The sequence below is a fragment of the Nocardiopsis sp. iso_186 genome (assembly GCF_056173365.1).
The window spans coordinates 635,868-656,801 of the sequence record NZ_CM149670.1 but is presented as its reverse complement, the minus strand read 5'-3'; the positions used below and the strand labels follow the sequence as shown (position 1 = coordinate 656,801).

At 65.6% G+C, this 20,934-nt stretch carries 13 protein-coding genes and 3 rRNA genes; 7 read left to right on the top strand and 9 right to left on the bottom strand.

The features are described 5' to 3' along the window. Positions 1-95: 95 nt before the first annotated feature. From rrf to pcrA, 4 genes are all read right to left on the bottom strand, one after another. A 5S ribosomal RNA gene (rrf, locus tag AC0VYP_RS03030) occupies positions 96-212 on the bottom strand. A 116-nt stretch (positions 213-328) separates the two neighbouring features. After that, positions 329-3,424, bottom strand: a 23S ribosomal RNA gene (locus AC0VYP_RS03025). A gap of 399 nt (positions 3,425-3,823) precedes the next feature. Then, positions 3,824-5,356: ribosomal RNA gene (locus AC0VYP_RS03020) — 16S ribosomal RNA — on the bottom strand. The 16S, 23S and 5S rRNA genes sit together here, the layout of an rRNA operon. 711 nt (positions 5,357-6,067) lie before the next feature. Continuing rightward, positions 6,068-8,341, bottom strand: coding sequence for a DNA helicase PcrA (pcrA, locus tag AC0VYP_RS03015; protein WP_475472369.1), 2,274 nt, complete (start codon positions 8,339-8,341; stop codon positions 6,068-6,070). A gap of 147 nt (positions 8,342-8,488) precedes the next feature. Between pcrA and AC0VYP_RS03010 the strand changes: the two genes are divergently transcribed. Both AC0VYP_RS03010 and AC0VYP_RS03005 read left to right on the top strand, forming a co-directional pair. Next, complete coding sequence (locus tag AC0VYP_RS03010; RefSeq protein ID WP_285760846.1) at positions 8,489-9,154, top strand: Pr6Pr family membrane protein; 666 nt, start codon at positions 8,489-8,491, stop codon at positions 9,152-9,154. A gap of 16 nt (positions 9,155-9,170) precedes the next feature. After that, positions 9,171-10,103, top strand: a complete 933-nt coding sequence (locus tag AC0VYP_RS03005; RefSeq protein WP_475474142.1) for a nucleoside hydrolase — start codon at positions 9,171-9,173, stop codon at positions 10,101-10,103. A 94-nt stretch (positions 10,104-10,197) separates the two neighbouring features. Here AC0VYP_RS03005 and AC0VYP_RS03000 read toward each other — a convergent pair whose 3' ends face one another. Together AC0VYP_RS03000 and AC0VYP_RS02995 are read right to left on the bottom strand one after the other, a co-directional pair. Next, complete coding sequence (locus AC0VYP_RS03000) at positions 10,198-10,863, bottom strand: response regulator (RefSeq protein ID WP_285760845.1); 666 nt, start codon at positions 10,861-10,863, stop codon at positions 10,198-10,200. A gap of 102 nt (positions 10,864-10,965) precedes the next feature. Next, on the bottom strand, positions 10,966-12,183 hold the full coding sequence (locus AC0VYP_RS02995) for an ATP-binding protein (RefSeq protein WP_475472367.1): 1,218 nt from the start codon (positions 12,181-12,183) through the stop codon (positions 10,966-10,968). 159 nt (positions 12,184-12,342) lie between these two features. Here AC0VYP_RS02995 and AC0VYP_RS02990 point away from each other — a divergent pair, with 159 nt between their 5' ends. The 4 genes from AC0VYP_RS02990 to AC0VYP_RS02975 all read left to right on the top strand — a co-directional run bounded on the left by AC0VYP_RS02990 (position 12,343) and on the right by AC0VYP_RS02975 (position 15,162). Further along, on the top strand, positions 12,343-13,674 hold the full coding sequence (locus tag AC0VYP_RS02990) for a PspC domain-containing protein (protein ID WP_475472365.1): 1,332 nt from the start codon (positions 12,343-12,345) through the stop codon (positions 13,672-13,674). Next, positions 13,661-13,876, top strand: a complete 216-nt coding sequence (locus AC0VYP_RS02985; protein ID WP_475472363.1) for a hypothetical protein — start codon at positions 13,661-13,663, stop codon at positions 13,874-13,876. The genes AC0VYP_RS02990 and AC0VYP_RS02985 overlap by 14 nt, the downstream gene beginning before the upstream one ends. 342 nt (positions 13,877-14,218) lie before the next feature. Beyond that, positions 14,219-14,776: a cysteine dioxygenase gene (locus AC0VYP_RS02980; RefSeq protein ID WP_285760841.1), complete on the top strand. Its 558-nt coding sequence runs from the start codon at positions 14,219-14,221 to the stop codon at positions 14,774-14,776. After that, positions 14,773-15,162, top strand: coding sequence for a rhodanese-like domain-containing protein (locus AC0VYP_RS02975; protein WP_475472361.1), 390 nt, complete (start codon positions 14,773-14,775; stop codon positions 15,160-15,162). Before AC0VYP_RS02980 ends, AC0VYP_RS02975 begins: the two co-directional genes overlap by 4 nt. A 64-nt stretch (positions 15,163-15,226) precedes the next feature. Here the strand turns inward: AC0VYP_RS02975 and guaA are convergent, their stop codons facing one another. Both guaA and AC0VYP_RS02965 read right to left on the bottom strand, forming a co-directional pair. Further along, positions 15,227-16,813 (bottom strand): glutamine-hydrolyzing GMP synthase, encoded by a 1,587-nt coding sequence (gene guaA, locus AC0VYP_RS02970; RefSeq protein WP_475474140.1) that lies wholly within the window; start codon positions 16,811-16,813, stop codon positions 15,227-15,229. Positions 16,814-16,945: 132 nt separating this feature from the next. After that, the gene (locus AC0VYP_RS02965) at positions 16,946-18,520 is read right to left on the bottom strand and encodes a succinic semialdehyde dehydrogenase (protein ID WP_475472359.1); all 1,575 of its coding nucleotides are present in this window, start codon (positions 18,518-18,520) and stop codon (positions 16,946-16,948) included. A gap of 195 nt (positions 18,521-18,715) precedes the next feature. On the opposite strand from AC0VYP_RS02965, the gene AC0VYP_RS02960 reads away from it, so the two are divergent. Next, the gene (locus tag AC0VYP_RS02960; RefSeq protein WP_475472357.1) at positions 18,716-19,960 is read left to right on the top strand and encodes an FAD-dependent oxidoreductase; all 1,245 of its coding nucleotides are present in this window, start codon (positions 18,716-18,718) and stop codon (positions 19,958-19,960) included. Positions 19,961-19,992: 32 nt separating this feature from the next. Here the strand turns inward: AC0VYP_RS02960 and AC0VYP_RS02955 are convergent, their stop codons facing one another. Beyond that, positions 19,993-20,874, bottom strand: a complete 882-nt coding sequence (locus tag AC0VYP_RS02955; protein WP_475472355.1) for a DUF4097 family beta strand repeat-containing protein — start codon at positions 20,872-20,874, stop codon at positions 19,993-19,995. Positions 20,875-20,934: the final 60 nt, after the last annotated feature.

Below are 20,934 nucleotides of genomic sequence, written 5' to 3'. Positions count from 1 at the left end.
AGCGCCCCCCCAACACACAAACACCCCCGCAAATGCGGAAGGGCTCGCCCAGCCACCCCCACAAGAGGCAACCAAACGAGCCCAACCAACATCAATTACGGCGGCGTCCTACTCTCCCACCCCAGCAAGGAGGCAGTACCATCGGCGCTGGAAAGCTTAACTTCCGGGTTCGGAATGGGACCGGGTGTTTCCTTCCCGCTATGACCACCGTAAACCTCCACCCAACCACCCACCCAACAGGCGAGCGCGGGAAACCCACGGAAAACCAACCACCAAAAAAGGCAGCCAGCCAAAAACGAATAGTGTGCGCGAGCATCCAGTCATCTGCGATGGACAAGCCCTCGGCCGATTAGTACCGGTCAGCTCCACCCCTCACAAGGCTTCCACATCCGGCCTATCAACCCCATCGTCTCTAGGGGGCCTTACCCACTCGAAGTGGTGGGAGACCTCATCTTGAAGCAAGCTTCCCGCTTAGATGCTTTCAGCGGTTATCTTTCCCGAACGTAGCCAACCAGCCATGCCCTTGGCAGGACAACTGGCACACCAGAGGTTCGTCCATCCCGGTCCTCTCGTACTAGGGACAGCCCTTCTCAAGTCTCCAACGCGCGCAGCGGATAGGGACCGAACTGTCTCACGACGTTCTAAACCCAGCTCGCGTGCCGCTTTAATGGGCGAACAGCCCAACCCTTGGGACCAACTCCAGCCCCAGGATGCGACGAGCCGACATCGAGGTGCCAAACCATCCCGTCGATATGGACTCTTGGGGAAGATCAGCCTGTTATCCCCGGGGTACCTTTTAGCCGTTGAGCGACACCGCTTCCACACGCCGGTGCCGGATCACTAGTCCCTGCTTTCGCACCTGCTCGACACGTCCGTCTCACAGTCAAGCTCCCTTGTGCACTTACACTCAACACCTGATTGCCAACCAGGCTGAGGGAACCTTTGGGCGCCTCCGTTACTCTTTAGGAGGCAACCGCCCCAGTTAAACTACCCACCAGACACTGTCCCCGAACCGGATCACGGTCCCAGGTTAGATGCCCGAAACAGTCAGAGTGGTATTTCACCAACGCCTCCACCATCACTAGCGTGACAGCTTCACCGGCTCCCACCTATCCTACACAAACCATCCCAAACACCAATGTCAAGCTATAGTGAAGGTCCCGGGGTCTTTCCGTCCTGCTGCGCGAAACGAGCATCTTTACTCGTAGTGCAATTTCACCGGGCCCATGGTTGAGACAGCGGGGAAGTCGTTACGCCATTCGTGCAGGTCGGAACTTACCCGACAAGGAATTTCGCTACCTTAGGATGGTTATAGTTACCACCGCCGTTTACCGGCGCTTAGATTCCCAGCCTCGACACAAAAGTATCTAACCAGTCCTCTTAACGTTCCGGCACCGGGCAGGCGTCAGTCCGTATACAGCGTCTTACGACTTCGCACGGACCTGTGTTTTTAATAAACAGTCGCTTCCCCCCGGTATCTGCGACCCCACCCAGCTCACGAGGAAAACTCGATCACCAGACAGGGCTCCCCTTCTCCCAAAGTTACGGGGACAGTTTGCCGAGTTCCTTAACCATGGTTCACCCGATCGCCTCGGTCTACTCGACCTGACCACCTGCGTCGGTTTAGGGTACGGGCCGCCCACACACTCGCTAGAGGCTTTTCTCGACAGTACGGGATCACTCACTTCAGCTCAACGCCTCGACGTCACGCCTCACCCTTCACAGAACACGGATTTACCTATGCTCCAGGCTACACGCTTGACCCGGGAACAACCATCGCCCGGTAGAGCTACCCCTCTGCGTCACCCCATCACTTACCTACTACCCAATCGGATCCCACGCCTCCACCCACAAACACCCGAAGGCGAAAATGAGCTTCAGTGGTGGTTAGCATCAAAGGATTCAGTATTGGACGCGTATGAACGGGTACGGGAATATCAACCCGTTATCCATCGACTACGCCTGTCGGCCTCGCCTTAGGCCCCGACTCACCCTGGGCGGATTAACCTGCCCCAGGAACCCTTAGTCAATCGGCGCCAGTGTTTCTCACACTGGTTTCGCTACTCATGCCTGCATTCTCACTCCCACACAATCCACCACAGAATCACTTCGCAGCTTCACCTCGTGCAGGACGCTCCCCTACCAAACAACACAAAAGTGTTGAGTCCACAGCTTCGGCGGTGTACTTAAGCCCCGTTACATTATCGGCGCAGAATCACTTGACCAGTGAGCTATTACGCACTCTTTAAAGGATGGCTGCTTCTAAGCCAACCTCCTGGTTGTCTCAGCAACTCCACAACCTTTCCCACTTAGCACACGCTTAGGGGCCTTAGCTGATGATCTGGGCTGTTTCCCTCTCGACTACGAAGCTTATCCCCCGCAGTCTCACTGCCTCGCTAACTTAAACCGGCATTCGGAGTTTAGCTGACGTCAGTAACCTTGTAGGGCCCATCAGCCAACCAGTAGCTCTACCTCCGGCAAGCAACACGAAACGCTGCACCTAAATGCATTTCGGGGAGAACCAGCTATCACGGAGTTTGATTGGCCTTTCACCCCTACCCACACCTCATCCCCCAGGTTTTCAACCCTGGTGGGTTCGGGCCTCCACGAAGTCTTACCTCCGCTTCACCCTGGACATGGGTAGATCACTCCGCTTCGGGTCCACAGCATGCGACTCAAACGCCCTATTCAGACTCGCTTTCGCTACGGCTACCCCACCCGGGTTAACCTCGCCACACACCATGACTCGCAGGCTCATTCTTCAAAAGGCACGCCATCACCCACCACCCACAAGGAGTCCAGGCTCTGACGGCTTGACAGCACACGGTTTCAGGTACTATTTCACGACCCCTCACCGGGGCACTTTTCACCTTTCCCTCACGGTACTAGTGCACTATCGGTCATCAGGACGTATTTAGGCTTAGCAGGTGGTCCTGCCAGATTCACACGGAATTTCACGGGCTCCGCGCTACTCGGGAATACACCAACGACTAGACCTGATCTTCACCTACGGGACTCTCACCCACTCCGGTACCGTTTACCACCAGTTTCGGCTAATCAGACCATCATCGCGCCCAGCCGGCAGACTGAACACAGCACATCCCACAACCCCGCACACGCAACCCCTGCCGGGTATCACACGCGCACGGTTTAGCCACATCCCCTTTCGCTCACCACTACTCAGGGAATCACTATTGTTTTCTCTTCCTGCGGGTACTGAGATGTTTCACTTCCCCGCGTCACCACCAACTACCCTATACATTCAGGTAGCGGCAACCCGACACAACTCGGGCTAGGTTTCCCCATTCGGACACCCACGGATCAAAGCTCGGTTGACAGCTCCCCGTGGCCTATCGCGGCCTCCCACGTCCTTCATCGGCGCCTGATGCCAAGGCATCCACCGTGTGCCACTATCACTTGGCCACCACAGATACAAGATGCTCGCGCACACTATTCACAAATCAAAACACCACCCGCAAACCCAAACACCACTCAACGAGAAAAAATCCTCACCAAGAGTTCTTTGAGGCGGCACCAGAAAACAACCACCAACCCTCCCCACCAAGCCCAGCCGGCACACTCGCACGACCAAACCCTTAACGATGAAGAAAGCCGGTATCGGTTGCTTCCTCAGATACCCAACAGCGCGCCCCCCAGCTCTAGGAAACCAGGGGCAAAGTTCATCCACTCAACAACCAAGACCGAACACTCCAGCCACCCACCAGCACCCATCGAAGGCACCAGCATCAGCAACCAGCATCGGTTCCACTCTCGAGTCAACCGACCATGATAGGAAAAACAGTCGGCTTCAATGACTCCTTAGAAAGGAGGTGATCCAGCCGCACCTTCCGGTACGGCTACCTTGTTACGACTTCGTCCCAATCGCCAGCCCCACCTTCACTCACTCCCTCCCCGAAGGGTTGGGCCGCAAGTTTCGGGTGTTGCCGACTTTCGTGACGTGACGGGCGGTGTGTACAAGGCCCGGGAACGTATTCACCGCGGCGTTGCTGATCCGCGATTACTAGCGACTCCACCTTCATGGGGTCGAGTTGCAGACCCCAATCCGAACTGAGACCGGCTTTTAGGGATTCGCTCCGCCTTACGACATCGCACGCCCTCTGTACCGGCCATTGTAGCATGTTTGCAGCCCAAGACATAAGGGGCATGATGACTTGACGTCATCCCCACCTTCCTCCGAGTTGACCCCGGCAGTCTCCCATGAGTCCCCACCATTACGTGCTGGCAACATGGAACAAGGGTTGCGCTCGTTGCGGGACTTAACCCAACATCTCACGACACGAGCTGACGACAGCCATGCACCACCTGTCACCCACCAACTAAATGACCCCGTGTCTCCACGAGTCCATGGGTGATGTCAAACCTTGGTAAGGTTCTTCGCGTTGCGTCGAATTAAGCAACATGCTCCGCCGCTTGTGCGGGCCCCCGTCAATTCCTTTGAGTTTTAGCCTTGCGGCCGTACTCCCCAGGCGGGGCGCTTAATGCGTTAGCTACGGCACGGAGACCGTGGAAAGTCCCCACACCTAGCGCCCAACGTTTACGGCATGGACTACCAGGGTATCTAATCCTGTTCGCTCCCCATGCTTTCGCTCCTCAGCGTCAGGTAAGGCCCAGAGACCCGCCTTCGCCACCGGTGTTCCTCCTGATATCTGCGCATTTCACCGCTACACCAGGAATTCCAGTCTCCCCTACCTACCTCTAGCCAGCCCGTATCCACTGCAGAACCGGAGTTAAGCCCCGGTCTTTCACAGCAGACGCGACTAGCCGCCTACGAGCTCTTTACGCCCAATAATTCCGGACAACGCTCGGACCCTACGTATTACCGCGGCTGCTGGCACGTAGTTAGCCGGTCCTTATTCCCCACCTACCGTCAACCCCCAGAAAACTGGGAGCCTGCGTGAGTGGTAAAAGAGGTTTACAACCCGAAGGCCGTCATCCCCCACGCGGCGTCGCTGCGTCAGGCTTTCGCCCATTGCGCAATATTCCCCACTGCTGCCTCCCGCAGGAGTCTGGGCCGTGTCTCAGTCCCAGTGTGGCCGGTCGCCCTCTCAGGCCGGCTACCCGTTATCGCCTTGGTGAGCCATTACCTCACCAACAAGCTGATAGGCCGCGAGTCCATCCCCAACCGAAAAAACTTTCCACACCCTCCCATGCAGGAGCGTGTCATATCCGGTATTAGACCGAGTTTCCTCGGCTTATCCCAGAGTTGGGGGCAGGTTACTCACGTGTTACTCACCCGTTCGCCGCTCGTGTACCCCGAAGGGCCTTACCGCTCGACTTGCATGTGTTAAGCACGCCGCCAGCGTTCGTCCTGAGCCAGGATCAAACTCTCCATTAAGGTCTACCACCACGACCCGAAGACCGTGGAAACCTAGATGGCGTCAACCCTGACTGAACATCAAACTGACATTCAATCAAAGGAATCCCTCACCATCACAATGTGATGGTCGGGAGCCAAAACAAACTTGGCTGTAAGTAAATAAACACGCGCTGTTGAGTTCTCAAAAAGCAACCGCTTAACCGTCTACAAGCATTCCCAGCGGGCTAGGCCCGCGTGTCGCGCTCTTCGTATCGGTGCGGCGTTGTTTCCGCTTAGTTTTAAGTCTTTCCGAGTGAGACTCTATCAGAGTTTCTCGTTTCGGGCCAACCCTTCAAGCTTACTCCTGATTTCTTCCCTGTCAAGTACCAGGGTGTCTTCCGGAGTGATTCTCACTCTACCGCCTGTCCGAGCATGCTCGGACCGAACGTTGTTCGAGTGAGGCGAACCGGCTCGCCCGCGTCCTGTCGGCCGCGTTCGTTTCGCTCGGTTCCACCAGAGTACCCGCTCTCAGCAGTGCTTCGTGCGGTTTCTCCAGAGTGTCGCCCGTACCTCCGGGCCTGGCTTTTTCGGCCTGCCCGGCGTTCCCGGCGACGTCTACGACTCTAGCGGAGGTTTGGAGCCCCTCAGGACGGGACAGTAACCGTTGTTGGGGCGAAAACGGTTGCACCCGCCCCACCCCTCCGGTGTCCCGACTGGTCAACCCCTCGGTTACCGACCCAGCGGTCGGAGCTACAGTTTTTCGAGCGGCGCGAATTTCACCATCAGGTCCTTCTCCCCGATGTCCGCACCGAAGTCGATCCGCGCCTTGGTCCGGTCCCCGGCCCCGTTGACGAGCACCACCGTGCCCATGCCGAACGAATCGTGGTTCACCTTGTCCCCCGGGCTGAGGGCAGGCACGTCACGCGAGGGCTTGCGGGGGGCGGCCTTGGCCATGCGGGGCGGCGCCTGGACACGCGCGATCGAGGATTCGGCCCTGCGCCAGTTGACCAGTTCCTTGGGAACCTCGTCGAGGAACCGCGATGCGGGGTTGTAGGCGGGCGTTCCCCATGCGCTGCGCACCGCGGAGCGGCTCAGGTAGAGCCGTTCCTGCGCGCGGGTGATCCCGACATAGGCGAGCCGCCGTTCCTCCTCCAGGGCGACCTTGTCGCCGAGCGTGCGCATGTGCGGGAAGACGCCGTCCTCCATCCCGGTCAGGAAGACCACCGGGAACTCCAGCCCCTTCGCCGCGTGCAGCGTCATGAGGGTGACCACTCCGCCGTGCTCGTCGGCGTCGGGGATCTGATCGGCGTCGGCCACCAACGCGACCTGCTCCAGGAAGTCCACGAGGGTGGCCTCGACCGGCTCGCCGGCCTCCGGTCGCTCCTCTCCATCACCGTCGTCAGCGGTCGGCGAACCGGCGAAGGACCCCTCGAACTCCCTGGCGACCTCGACGAACTCCTCAAGGTTTTCCAGCCGGCTCTCGTCCTGCAGATCCTTGGAGTTGGCCAGTTCGCTCAGATAGCCCGTGCGTTCCAGCACGGCCTCGACGATCTCGACCGGGCTGCTCGTCGGAACGAGCGCCTCCAGCTCCTCCAGCAGCGCGGTGAATTCTTTGATCGCCTTGAGGGAACGGGTCGCGATGCCCGGTGCCTCGTCGGCCCGGCGCAGGGCACGGGAGAAGGAGATCCGCTCGCGTGCGGCGAACAGTTCGACGACCGCCTCGGCCCGGTCGCCGATGCCGCGTTTGGGGACGTTGAGGATCCGACGCAGACTGACCGTGTCCTCGGGGTTGGCCAACGCCCGGAGATAGGCCAGGACGTCGCGGATCTCCTTGCGCTCGTAGAAGCGCACCCCGCCCACGATCTTGTAGGGAAGTCCGGTCCGGATGAACACGTCCTCGAACACCCGGGACTGGGCGTTGGTCCGGTAGAACACCGCGACCTCGCCGGGAGCGCACACCCCGTCGTCGGTGAGCGTGTCGATCTCACCGACGACGAATGCCGCCTCGTCGTGTTCGTTGTCGGCGACGTAGCCGACGATGGGCGGACCGTCCCCCCGGTCGGACCACAGCTTCTTGGCCCTGCGCTCGGAGTTGCGCTGGATCACCGAGTTGGCGGCCGTGAGGATGTTCTGACTCGACCGGTAGTTCTGTTCCAGCAGGATCGTCGTAGCGTTGGGATAGTCCCGTTCGAACTCCAGGATGTTGCGGATGGTCGCCCCGCGGAAGGCGTAGATGGACTGGTCGGCGTCCCCCACCACGCACAGTTCTGCCTGCGGGACGACGTCGTCGGGCCCGCCCGTCCCCACGAGTTCGCGCACCAGTTCGTACTGTGCGTGGTTGGTGTCCTGGTACTCGTTGACCATCAGGTGACGGAAGCGACGCCGGTAGTGCTCGGCGATGTCGGGGAACATCTGGAACAGGTTGACGGTGACCATGATGAGGTCGTCGAAGTCCATCGCACCCGCCTCGTGCAGGCGCTGCTGGTAGAGCCGGTACGCCTCGGCGAGCTTCTTCTCCTGCTCGGTCTGCGCCTGGTCGGCGAAGGTGTCGTAGTCGACCAGTTCGTTCTTGAGGTTGGACACCTGTGCCGAGAAGGACCGGGGCGGGAAGCGCTTGGGGTCGAGGTCGAGTTCGCGACAGACCAGCTGCATGAGCCGCTGGGAGTCGGCGGAGTCGTAGATGGTGAAACTGCTGGGGTAGCCCAGTCGCCCGGCCTCGCGGCGCAGGATGCGCACACAGGCGGAGTGGAAGGTCATCACCCACATCGTGTTGGCGACGCGGGCTCCCAGGATCTTCTCGATGCGCTGCTTCATCTCGGCCGCGGCCTTGTTGGTGAAGGTGATCGCCAGCACTTCGCCGGGGCGGACCCCGCGCTCGGACAACAGGTGGGCGATCCGGTGCGTGAGCACACGGGTCTTGCCCGAACCCGCACCCGCCACGAGCAGCAGGGGGCTTCCGGCGTGCGTGACGGCAGCGCGCTGGGGCTCGTTCAGACCTTCGAGAAGCTGTTCTTGGGAGGACACCCCACCTAGGGTACGGGCGCCGCACGGGATCGGTCCCCGCACTCGGGGGTGTCATCCGGCAGCACCTGAGCCATCCCGCCTGGAAGCGCACCGAACTGCGGCAATAGCATCGCCATCGGAGCCACGGGCAGAAAGGCGGTTCAGCGAGTGCGCGTGTTCGCGGGAGGGTTCCGGATCGCGATCGTGACGGCGGTCGTGTTCGGGGTCGGGACGGAGATGTGGCAGAGAGGGCTGTGGCCGCCGCTGGTCTTCTTCACCAACCAGAGCAACATTTTGCTGGGGATGTGCATGGCGGCCTCGGCGTGGGCGGTACTGGCCGGCCGCGCAGGACCGCCGCCGTTCGTCAGAGCAGGCGTCACCTTCTTCGTGCTCATCACCGGGCTGGTCTACAACTTCATCCTGACCGACGGCCCCGACCTGGCCGCGTTCTCACTCGCCGATTCCAGCGATCTGCTGCATCTGGTCACTCCGGTCATGGCCGCGGTGGACTTCCTGCTGCTCGACGAGCGGGGTGGGCTGCGGGTGCGCGACGCCGTCCTGTGGTTGGCGTATCCGTTGGCCTACGTCGTGTTCACCACGGTGCGCGGAATCGTGCTGCCCGAGAGCGATTACCCGTACTTCTTCGTGGACGTGTCACTGGCCGGCTACTCCGGGGTGGCGGGCAACGCGGTGCTGCTCGCGCTGGCGTTTCTGGTTCTGGGCCTCTGCCTGGTGGGCGCGGACCGGTTGTTGGGCCGGATGGGGGCCGGTACCGGCCCGGACAGCCCGACCGGTCGGGTACCGGCTCTAAGCTCTGACCCGTCGAATCAGTAGTTTTTTGGGGGTAGATGTGCGGGTCTTCGTGGACTGCGATCCGGGGATCGACGACGCGCTGGCGCTGGCTTACCTGGCCGCCTGCGCCGACGTGGAGATCGTGGGCGTCGGCACCGTGTACGGCAACAACTCCGTAGAGATCACCACGGACAACGCGCTTCGGCTGCTGGCACTGTACGGACGGCCCGAGGTGCCCGTCGCCGCGGGGGCCGGCCGGCCGCTGGTACAGCCGCCGAACCTGGCCGGGCACGTGCACGGCGAGAACGGGCTGGGCGGTGTGCGGGCACCGGAGCCCACCGCACGACCGGTGGACGAGTCGGCCGCGGAACTGCTGGTGCGCCTGGTCCGGGAATCTCCCGGGGAGATCGACGTGCTGGCGGTGGGACCGCTGACGAACCTCGCACTGGCCCTGGCTTTGGAACCGAGGCTCCCCGAGTTGGCCGGGCGGGTGGTCGTCATGGGCGGCGCCGTGCAGGCACCGGGCAACGTGACCGCGTGGGCCGAGGCCAACATCATGAACGATCCCGAGGCGGCCGAGGCCGTGCTGGGTGCCGGGTTCGACCTTTCCCTGGTGGCGCTGGACGTGACGATGCGCACCCTGGCAGGCGGCCGATGGTTGGACGACCTGGCAGCCGTGGCAGGCGAGCGCGCCGAGTACACGCACCGCTTCCTGGACTTCTACGTGGGGTTCTACGAGAGCGTCCTGGGCGAGCGCGCGTGCGCCATGCACGACCCCCTGGCCGCGGCCATCCTGGTGAACCCGGAGCTCATGGTGGTGGAGTCGGTGTCGGTACCGATCCGCGTCGAGCTCAACGGAGCACACACCCGTGGGGCGACCGTCGCCGACCTGCGCCCCCGTCCCCGTGCGGACGATCGGCCCGCGGTGACCCTGGTGACCGAGGTGGACGCGGACGGATTCCTCAAGCGCATGCTGGACGCCCTGCGCTGACCTGCCGGGGCAGGGGCGGGGGCCGGTGCGTCACCGGGGCCGGTCGCACGGTGACGCGGCGGCCGGCAGGGGGCGCGTCGGCCGCAGGGCGGGGTCAGACCAGTTTGCGGGCGGTCGCCCAGCGGCTGAGCTCGTGACGGTTGGAGAGCTGGAGCTTGCGCAGGACCGAGGAGACGTGGGTCTCGACGGTCTTGACGGAGATGAACAGCTCCTTGGCGACCTCTTTGTAGGCGTACCCCCTGGCGATGAGGCGCAGGACCTCGCGCTCACGCTGGGTGAGCCGGTCGAGCTCGGGGTCCATGGGAGGCGCGTCGGTGGCGGAGAAGGCGTCCAGGACGAACCCCGCGAGCCGGGGGGAGAACACCGCGTCGCCGTCGGCTACCCGCACGATGGCGTTGGCCAGTTCCTTGCCCGAGATGGTCTTGGTGACGTAGCCGCGTGCGCCGCCGCGGACGACACCGATCACGTCCTCGGCGGCATCGGACACCGACAGTGCGAGGAAACGGATCTCGGGGTGCTTGGCCAGCACACGGCGCAGCACCTCGACTCCGCCGCCCCCGGGAAGATGGACGTCGAGCAGGACGAGGTCGGGCTGGTGCTCGACGATGACGCGGACCGCGCTGTCAACGTCGCCGGCCTCGCCGATGACCTCTACCGCGTCGCCGAGTTCGCCGCGCACACCGCTGCGAAAGAGCCGGTGGTCGTCCACGATGACGACGCGCGGGACCCGGCCGGATGCAAAGGAGTTTTCGTCTACCACGGGCTGGACTCTACCCTTGCCGGCTCGCCCGCGGGCGCCCGGTGCCGGACTCGGCCACCTCCGGGCACCACCGCTGATGCGTGAACGGGTGCGGGCCCCGCCCTACCTGGTCTCGGCACCGCGGGGCATCCGCAACTGGACTTCGGTGCCTTCGCCGGGCGCGGTTCGGATGCGGGCGTTCCCGCCGTGGCGTTCCATCCGTCCGATGATGGAGCCGCGTACGCCCATCCGGTCGGCGGGGAGGTCGTCGAGGTCGAAGCCCTCCCCCCGGTCGCGGATGAAGACGAGCACCTCGTCGGGTTCGACCTCGCCGAACACGGCGACGGTGTCCACCCCCGCGTACTTGGAGGCGTTGACCATTGCCTCGCGGGCGGCCTGGAGGGTGGCGCGGACGCCGTCGTCAATGGGGCAGTCGCCGACGCACACGACCTCGATCGGTACGCCGTGGGCCTCCTCGACTTCGGCGGCAACGCGTTCGAGTGCGGGCGAGACGGTGGTCTCGGCGTCCGCGGGGCGCTGGTAGAGCCAGCTTCGCAGCGCCCGTTCCTGGACGCGGGCCAGCCGCTGGACCTCGCGCGGGTCCTCCGCCCGGCGTTGGATCAGGGTGAGGGTGTGCAGTACCGAGTCGTGGATGTGCGCGGCGAGTTCGGCGCGTTCCTGGCTGCGGATGCGCTCGCGGCGCTCCTTGTCGCGCTCTCGGACCAGGCCGACGATCCAGGGGGCGGCGATCAGCGCGATCCCCGAGAGCAGTGCGATGGCGAAGGTCAGGCCGGCGCGGGCGTCACTCAGCTGCTGTTGGAACGCGAGGAAGCCGATGACTCCGGTGATGACCAGCAGGACCCCGGCTCCAGTGCGCGCCCAGCCCTTGCGGCCGCGGAAGGGGGTGCTGGCAACCCACTCGTCACGCTGGGCGGCGTTGGCCTGCTGCCAGAGGATCGTGCCACCCAACGCGCCGAAGACGAGGAACCACAGCAGCGGATCGAACACGCCGCCGAACAGCAGGAACAGCACCCCCATACCGGTGGCCAGCGCGATGTAGGCGAGCAGCTGGCTGATGTCGCGGCCCTTTTTCCGGGCGCGCGCCTTGACGTCGAGAGGGTCGGAGGGGTCGGTTGTCTCCGGCTCGGTCGGAACCACCAGGGTCAGGGTGATGTAGACGGCGATGCCGATGCCTGCGGTGGACAGGGCGAGCAGGGCCAGGCGTGCGACGACGGGATCGATCCCCAGATGCCGGGCGAGCCCGGAGCCCACACCGGTTACCAGGCGGTCGTTTCGCCCACGGTAGAGCTGTGGTGTCTCCCGCTTCGTCGCCGTCGTCAACCGTCCCCCATCATTGTGTTCGCGCTGCCCTACCAGGATGCCGCGCCCGTTGACACGGTCGCATCAGGGGCACGCCCCAGCTTTGCGGACCGCCGGTTCAGGGTGGGGTCAGGGTGGTCCCCGATGGGAACCGCCGGCGGTTGGGGCGACGATGGGGGCATGGAGGATCGTGAGTCTGCTGCCGGGACCGGCCAGGGCGCGGCTCCGACCGGGGTGGCCCCCCCGGAAGGGGACGGCGCCGAGCGCCTGCTGCGCAAGGACGACGTCAACGGTGTGGTGACCGGTGTCGCCGCCGGGTTGGGCCGCTACACCCAGACCGACCCGGTGGTGTGGCGGACGACGTTCGCGATCACCGCCCTGGTGGGCGGTACGGGCCTGTTCCTGTATATCGCGGCGTGGCTGTTGATGCGCGACTCGCGCGGTGGGCCGGCGATGGCCGAACAGCTGCTGGGCGTACGGCTGCTGGGCAAGGCGGTCGTAGCGCTGTTGGGTGTGGGGCTGGCGGTCGCCACTGCGTTGAGCCTGGTGGGCGGGTTCGGCTGGGGAACGCTGGTGTTGGCGACGCCCTTGATCCTGAGCGGGTTGAGCGCGCACAACCGGGGTGTGGATCTTCAGCAGACCGCCCGGGACCTCCCCGGGTGGCTGAAGGCGACCGGTCCGCCCCCCGCCGCGCCGGAGCCGGAACCGACGGCCTCCTACTACAACCCTGCACAGCCGTGGGCTGCGGCGCCGGCCGGACCGGTCAACCTGGCGTTGGTGGGGCGTCACGCGGCGGAGCACAACGCGGAGGCGACGGAGGAGGAGAGCGACGAGGACACCGGTTCCACCCCGGGCTGGGGCACGGGGTCCGACGCGTGCCGGAAGGGACGGGGAGCGTCGCTCCTGGTGGCCGCGCTGTGGTTGGTGGCGGGGCTGACCATCACGACGTTCGTAATGGTGGGCGGGGTGTCGTGGTCGTCGCTGATCGCCCCTGGGACGGGGCCTCTCTACCTCGGCGGGGTCGTGTTGCTGCTGGGCGCCGTGCTGGTGGTCGGTACGTGGGCGGGCGATGGCCGAGGGGTGAAGACGGTGGCGACGGTGGCGACGGTGATGGCGGTGGCCGCTTCGACGACCGATCTGACGACGATGCGTTTCGGTGACGCGCCCTGGGGTCCGAGCACGGTGGCACAGGCCGAGGAGGGGTTCGCCTTGACCGCGGGAAACGCCGATATCGATCTGACGGGGATCCCTCTTGAGCCGGGCCAGGAGTTGGCGGTACGCGCACGGGTCGGCATCGGGACCGTCGAGGTACTGGTACCAGAGTCGGTGCGGGTCGTGGTGAACGCTTCATCCGGTGTGGGAGAGGTCAAGGTGGGTGACATGGAGCGGTACGGGGTGGACAACCGGTTGACCGAGACCGTGGAACCGGTTGGGCACGACCCGTCGGCGACGTTGGTGATCGACGTGCGATCCCAGGTGGGGACAGTGGAGGTGCGCCATGTCGCGTCGTAGAACCGACTGGGCGTCGCTGACCGCGGGGCTGCTGTTCGTCCTGCTGGGTCTGGCGTTCGTCGTGCAGGGCTCGACCGGTTGGTGGTTCAGTTCCTTGTGGCTGCTTCCGGTCCTGGGGGCCGGGTTGGTCGCCGTGGGCACGGTTCGTACGGTGGGCCGGTACCGGGAGCGGCGCGAACTGCGGCGCCAGGACGGACGGTGAGCACACGGTCCTGGACCCGCGGGGGTGCGCGGCGCGTGGGTCCTCGGCCCGGCCCGTGGGGACACGCCTCCACGACACACCTGTTTGTGTCGATATGCGACCATGTGGTATTGGTGTGTCGCCAGAGGAACCGCATAGCCCAGCCCGACGCCGGGCTTCCCGGTGCACCGGATCACTAAAGAAGACCTTTCCAGTAGGAAATATGGTTAACTAAGTTTATGCACGTCACCTCGATTGGGAACAGGGTGTGGCATCGGAGCGAAGTCTTTGACGAGGGGTGTCGGCGGCGCTGAACGCGACTGCTGAACCGTCACCGCCGACCTCGGAGAAAGACAGCCTCACATGACCATCGCCGACTCATCCGCGCGCGTCCTCGGCCCGACGCCGCTGACCCTCGACGAGCTCGTAGAGCTCACCCGCGAGACCGCCGAAGAGGTGCGCGCGGGTCTGCACGAGATCCAGTTCGACGCGAGCGACCGCTGGTCGGTACGGCTGCGCAGCGAGACCTACGCCGACGTCTGGCTGATCAGCTGGACGCAGGCCCAGTCCACCGAGCTGCACGACCACGCGGGCTCGCTGGGCGCACTCACCGTGGTGGACGGCGAGCTGACCGAGCGCGTGTGGCGCGTACAGAACCGCGGTGACGCGGGCCTGCGCGAACGCGGGTTGACGACCGGACGCAGCGTCGGCTTCCCCGTGGGCTACGTGCACGACGTGGTCAATATCGCCGAGGCGCCCGCGGTCAGCGTGCACGCCTACTCACCGCCGCTCACGGCGATGTCGTACTACCGGGTGGACGAGGCGGGTGCGCTGCGCCGCACGCACAGCGTCCTCACCCATGTCCCGGAACCCGACGCCCCGCCGCTGGACGCAGTGCCCACCAACGGAGCCCTCGCATGAGCGCGATCGACCGCCTCCTCGACCAGCGCCGTGCCGGACTGGAACGGCTGGACCCCCACGAGGCACACGCGGCGTTTGCTGCGGGCGCGCTGCTGGTGGACACCAGGCCGGTGGAGAACCGCGCGACCGAGGGCGTGATCCCCGGCGCCCTGGTGATCGATCGCAACGTGCTCGAATGGCGCTTGGACCCGACCAGCCCCGACCGTGTTCCCGAAGCCGACAGCCCGGACCTGCACATCATCCTGTTCTGCAACGAGGGCTACGCCTCAAGCCTGGCCGCGGCGAGCCTGCGCGAACTGGGACTGCACCGGGCGACCGACCTGGTCGGCGGGTTCCGTTCCTGGGCGGCGGCCGGACTCCCGGTGCGCTCCGCCCCCGCGCACTGATCGGGGCCTCGTTGCGGCCGAGGAATTCGGCGGGAACGAGACCCCGATCGACGGCACGTGGCCGCTACTCCCACTCGATGGTGCCCGGGGGCTTGCTGGTGACGTCGAGGGTCACGCGGTTGATCTCGCGGACCTCGTTGGTGATCCGGTTGGAGATCACGGCGAGCACGTCATAGGGGACGCGTGACCAGTCGGCGGTCATGGCGTCCTCGCTGCTGACCGGACGCAGCACGACCGGGTGGCCGTAGGTACGGCCGTCGCCCTGCACCCCAACGGAGCGGACGTCGGCCAGAAGCACGACCGGGCACTGCCAGATCTCGCGGTCCAGACCTGCGCGCGACAGCTCCTCGCGGGCGATGGCATCGGCCTCGCGCAGGATGTCCAAGCGCTCTGCGGTCACCTCACCGATGATGCGGATTCCCAGGCCGGGGCCGGGGAAGGGCTGGCGCCAGACCATCTCGGCCGGCAGACCCAGCTCCTCGCCGACCCTGCGCACCTCGTCCTTGAACAGTTCGCGCAGCGGCTCGACAAGGGTGAACTGGAGGTCGTCGGGGAGCCCACCGACGTTGTGGTGGGACTTGATGTTGGCGGTACCGGTACCGCCACCGGACTCCACGACGTCGGGGTACAGGGTGCCCTGCACCAGGAACTCGACCTCGGCGTCGCCGTCCCCGGCCTCGGCGACGACCTCGCGGGCCGCCTGCTCGAAGATCCGGATGAACTCGCGTCCGATGATCTTGCGCTTCTCCTCGGGGTCGGTGACCCCGGCGAGCGCACCGAGGAAGCGCTCCTGGGCGTCGACGACCTTGAGCGCGGCCCCCGTTGCGGCCACGTAGTCTTTCTCGACCTGCTCGGCCTCACCCTTGCGCAACAGGCCGTGGTCAACGAAGACGCAGGTCAACTGGTCGCCGACCGCACGCTGGACCAGCGCTCCGGCCACGGCGGAGTCAACACCGCCGCTGAGTGCGCAGATGACCCGCTTGGTGCCGACCTCGGCGCGAATGCGCTCGACCTGCTCCTCGACGATGTTGACCATGGTCCAGGTGGGCCGGCAGCCCGCACCCTCGTAGAGGAAGTGACGCAGCACCGCCTGGCCGTGCTCGCTGTGCAACACCTCGGGGTGGAACTGGACACCGAAGAAACCCTGGTCGGGAGCTTCCATCGCCGCGACGGGGGCACCGGTGGTACTCCCGACCACCCGGAAACCGGCCGGGGCCTCGGAGACGGAGTCACCGTGGGACATCCACACCGACTGCTGGGGGGGAAGGGTGTCGAAGAGGACGGTGTCGGTGGCGACCTCGATCTCGGTGCGGCCGAACTCCGAGAGCCCGGTCTTGGCGACGGTACCGCCCAGCGCCCTCGCCATCACCTGGAAGCCGTAGCAGATACCGAAGGTGGGCACCCCGGTCTCGAAGAGTCCTTCCGGGGCCTGGGGGGCGCCGTCGGCGTAGACCGAGGAGGGGCCGCCGGAAAGGATGATGGCCTTGGGGTTCTTGGCAAGCATCTCGGCGACCGGCATGGTCGAGGGGACGATCTCGCTGTACACGTGGCACTCGCGAACCCGTCGCGCGATCAGCTGCGCGTACTGCGCGCCGAAGTTGACGACGAGAACGGTGTCGAACGTGCTGTCGGCAGCACCGGCAACGGACACGTAACGGCCTTCCAGCAGGTAGATATGGATTGGCACCAGTCTAGTGCGGTGTCTACCGGGGTTGGCCGGATAGGCGGCCCCCGCCGACCGTGAGGTCGCCCTCCCAAGGCGGTGGGTGCCGTGAACCTGAGGTCAGCGGATTCCGAGGCGGCGCATGGCGCGCGCAGCGAAGGTGAAGAGCGTGGCGACGGTCTCGCCGTCCGCTCCGGGCATCCCGGAGAGACTGATGTGGTGCTGGCTGGCGATCGTCTGCGCCTCGGTGTAGCACAGCAGCCCTTCGGCACCGTGCCGACGCCCCAGCCCTGAGCGCTTCATCCCGCCGATGGGTCCCCCGTAGCTGGCCCAGGTGGCCGCGAACCCCTCGTTGATGTTGACGGTGCCGGCCTTGATCCGCTCGGCGATCCGGCGCCCGCGTACGGCGTCGCGGGTCCAGACGCTGGCGTTGAGGCCGAAGGCGGTGTCGTTGGCGCGCTCGACGGCCTCGTTCTCGTCACCGAACCGGTAGAGCGAGACGACGGGGCCGAAGGTCTCGTCGGCGCACAGGGCCATCGAGGCGTCAACACCGGCCAGGACGGTCGGCTCGTAGAACAAGGGGCCGATGTCGGGGCGGGCCCGGCCCCCGGCAAGAACGGTCGCACCTTTGGCGCGTGCCTCGTCCACGTGCTCGCTGACCCGGTCGAGCTGACGCCGGTAGGTGAGCGATCCCATGTCGGCCGAGTAGTCCAACCCCGTCCCCAGGCGCATGGCACGCACAGCGGCGGCGAACTTCTCGGCGAAGGCGTCGTGGACGGAGTCGTGGACGTAGAGGCGCTCCATGGAGACGCACAGTTGGCCGGCGTTGCTGAAGCAGGCGCGCAGCGCACCCCGCACGGTCCAGTCCAGGTCGGCGTCCGCGCACACGATCATGGGGTTCTTCCCGCCGAGCTCCGCGGAACAGCCGATGAGCCGGGACGCGGCACGCGCGGCGACGGCCGCCCCCGACGCGGAGGAACCGGTGAAGGCAACGTAGTCGGCGTTGTCCACCAAAGGGTCGCCCACCTGGGCGGGCTCCCCCAGCACCGGCACCCACAACTCCTCGGGCAGTCCCGCTTCGACCAACAGGTCGATGGCCCACAGGGCACTGAGCGCGGTCTGGGTGTCGGGTTTGGCGACCACTGCGTTGCCGGCCAGCAGGGCCGGTACGGCGTCGGCGACCGGGAGCGACAGGGGGTAGTTCCACGGCGTGATGACGCTGACGACGCCCTTGGGCTGACGGTTCACGTAGGCGCGGGTGGCCAGCGGCATGGCGCCTGCCGTGCGGTTCCGCTGCAACAGGCGAGGTGCGTGCCGGGCGTAGTACAGAGCGGTCATGGCGCAGTCGTAGATCTCGTCGAAGGCGTGTTGGCGCGCCTTGCCGGTCTCCAACTGGACGATGTCGAGGATTTCGGCCTGGCGTCTCAGCACCAGGTCGTGAAAACGCAGGAAAGGGGCGACGCGTTCGCGCGGCGGACGGGCTGCCCAGTCCCGTTGGGCGGCGCGTGCGCGCCGGAATGCCTCGGCCACGTCGTCGGCCCCGCTCTGCGGGAGCTCGGCGAGCGGTTCCCCGGTGAAGGGCGCGGTGGTGACGGCGGAGTGCCGCGAGGTTCCGATTACGCGCTGCGCAAGCCGTTGGACCAGGTCGGGCCGCAGCACCGTGGAACCGGTAGTGGCGCCCGTCACGTTTTCCATATCCGGCAGCTTAGGCGACCCCGGACGACTTGACTACCCACTGGTAACCCGGGGTGCGCAACGTCGGATCTCCTTGCGGACAGGGCGGTGCGCGATCGGTTCTTTCGTGCGTGGCAAGTGGACAACCCGTCCCCGAGAGGCTTGTGTGTCAGTGACCGATGCAACCCCGGGGCACACTCATCCAGGAGCTCGCCAATGACGCGATCCCAGACCACCACCTGCGCCGTCTCCGGCGGCGGCCCTGCGGGCATCATGGTGGGTCTGCTCCTGGCCAGAGCCGGAGTGGAGGTCACCGTGCTGGAGAAGCACGGCGACTTCCTGCGCGACTTTCGCGGCGACACGGTGCACCCCGCCACCCTCGACCTCCTCGACGAATTGGGCCTGCTGGACGCCCTGGACGCCCTGCCGCACCGCGACCTCTCCCACATCCGCATGGGCACCGCCGAACGCGCGTTCCTGGAGGTCTCGCTGGCCGACGTCCCCGGCAGGCACAAGCGGGTGGCGATGGTTCCCCAGTGGGACTTCTTGTCCATGCTCACCGAGCACGCCACGCGCTATCCGGGTTTTCACCTCGTGCTGAACGCCGACGTGCGCGGCCTGCTCGAAGAGGACGGCGCGGTGCGCGGGGTCCGCTACACGACCCCGGACGGCGAACACGAACTCCGGTCCGTGTTGACCGTGGCCGCAGACGGCCGCGGCTCGACGCTGCGCTCCGCGTCCGGGCTGACCCCCGTGGACCTGGGCGCCCCCATGGACGTCCTATGGCTGCGGCTGCCCCGCACGCCCCAGGACCCCTCGGGGCTCACCGGCCGGATCGGCGGAGGCGGGATGGCCGCGGCCTTCGACCGGGGCGACTACTGGCAGGTCGCCTTCATCGTGCGCAAGGGCGAGTACGCGGAGATCCGTGCCCGCGGCCTCGAACGACTCCGGGAGTCACTGGGACGGCTGTTGCCCTTTCTCGCCGACCGAACCTCCGCGATCACCTCGTGGGACGACGTGGCGTTCCTGGAGGTCGGCCTCGACCGTCTCCCCCAGTGGTCGAGGCCCGGCCTGCTGTGCATCGGCGACGCGGCGCACACGATGAGCCCGATCGGCGGCGTGGGGATCAACCTGGCGATCCAGGACGCGGTGGCCACCGCGAACTTGCTGGCGGACTCCCTCTACCGCGCCCAGGCCGTACCCGACCGCTTCTCCAGGACCTTCAACCCCGCCCTGGTCCAGCGGGTGCAACGCCGTCGGGAGCTGCCCACCCGGTTCACCCAGCGCATCCAACAAGTGATCCAGGACCAGGTGATCGAGCGCGTACTGGAGGGGGACGAAGCGGCACTGCCGGAGATCCTGACGAACGTGACCACCAGCAAACCGTGGTCCGTGGTGATGGGCCGGGCACTGATGTACGGGCTGCTGCCCGAACACGTCCGGACCCCTGAACGCCGGTAGCGCCGTGTCGGTTCCGCTCCTTCGGGGCGCGGTCAGCTCTCCCGTACCTCGATGGAACCGTCGATGGTGGTCAGGTCGATCGTGGACGGCGCGTCGTCGCTCTCGGGAACGTCCACCCGCACCCGACCGTCCACCGTGCTGGTGGACAAGGTGTAGGGGCCACCGCCGCTGGGGGTGAGGACCGTGATGGAGCCGTCCCCCGCCTTGGCGGTGAGCGCGTCGAATCCGGAGCCGGCGGTGATGGTGATCGAGCCGTCGCCGGTGGACGCGTCGAGCGTCTCGACTTCTCCGGTGGTACTGACCTCGACGGAACCGTCCAAGGCCCGCGCGACGACCGTCTCGGCGGTGATGTCGGTGAGAGTCACCGCCCCGTCGGTCGTCGTGGCCTCCACCCGTGCGGCACTGCCGCTGACCGCGATCGCCCCGTCCCCGGCCTCGATCACCACGGCAGCGCCCTCCCCGGCGTTCTCGACGGTGACAGGACCGTCACCGCTGTCCACGGTCACGGCGGTACCGGAGGGAACGGTGACGGTGTAGTCGATGGCGCACTGGTTGATACCGACCGTCACCACCGAACCTCCGCACCCGCCCGCCGTCACGGCCAGGGTCGGGCCTTCCTCTGCCACACGCTCCTCCGGCGGGGTGTCGCCGGTGTAGCGCAGGACGCGTTCGAGGGTGATCTCCTCGACGTCGGCACCGACGACGGTGGTCGCACCGTCGCGGTTGCGCAGCTCCAACGCCGTTGCTCCTGAGTAGGCGTCGCTGCGTTCCTCCTCGGCGAGCGCGGTGTCCAGGGAAACCCGGAAGCCGCACCCGGTGAGTATCAGCGCACACCCTGCCGCCAGCCCGACCGCCGCGTACTTCGTCGTGGTGTTCCCCATAACCGCCTCATCGCCGTTTTCGTTGTCTGTCAACGATTGTTCCTCCGGCAGGGGCGGTACTGCGACCCCGCCTACACGTCTTTGCGGGGTAGG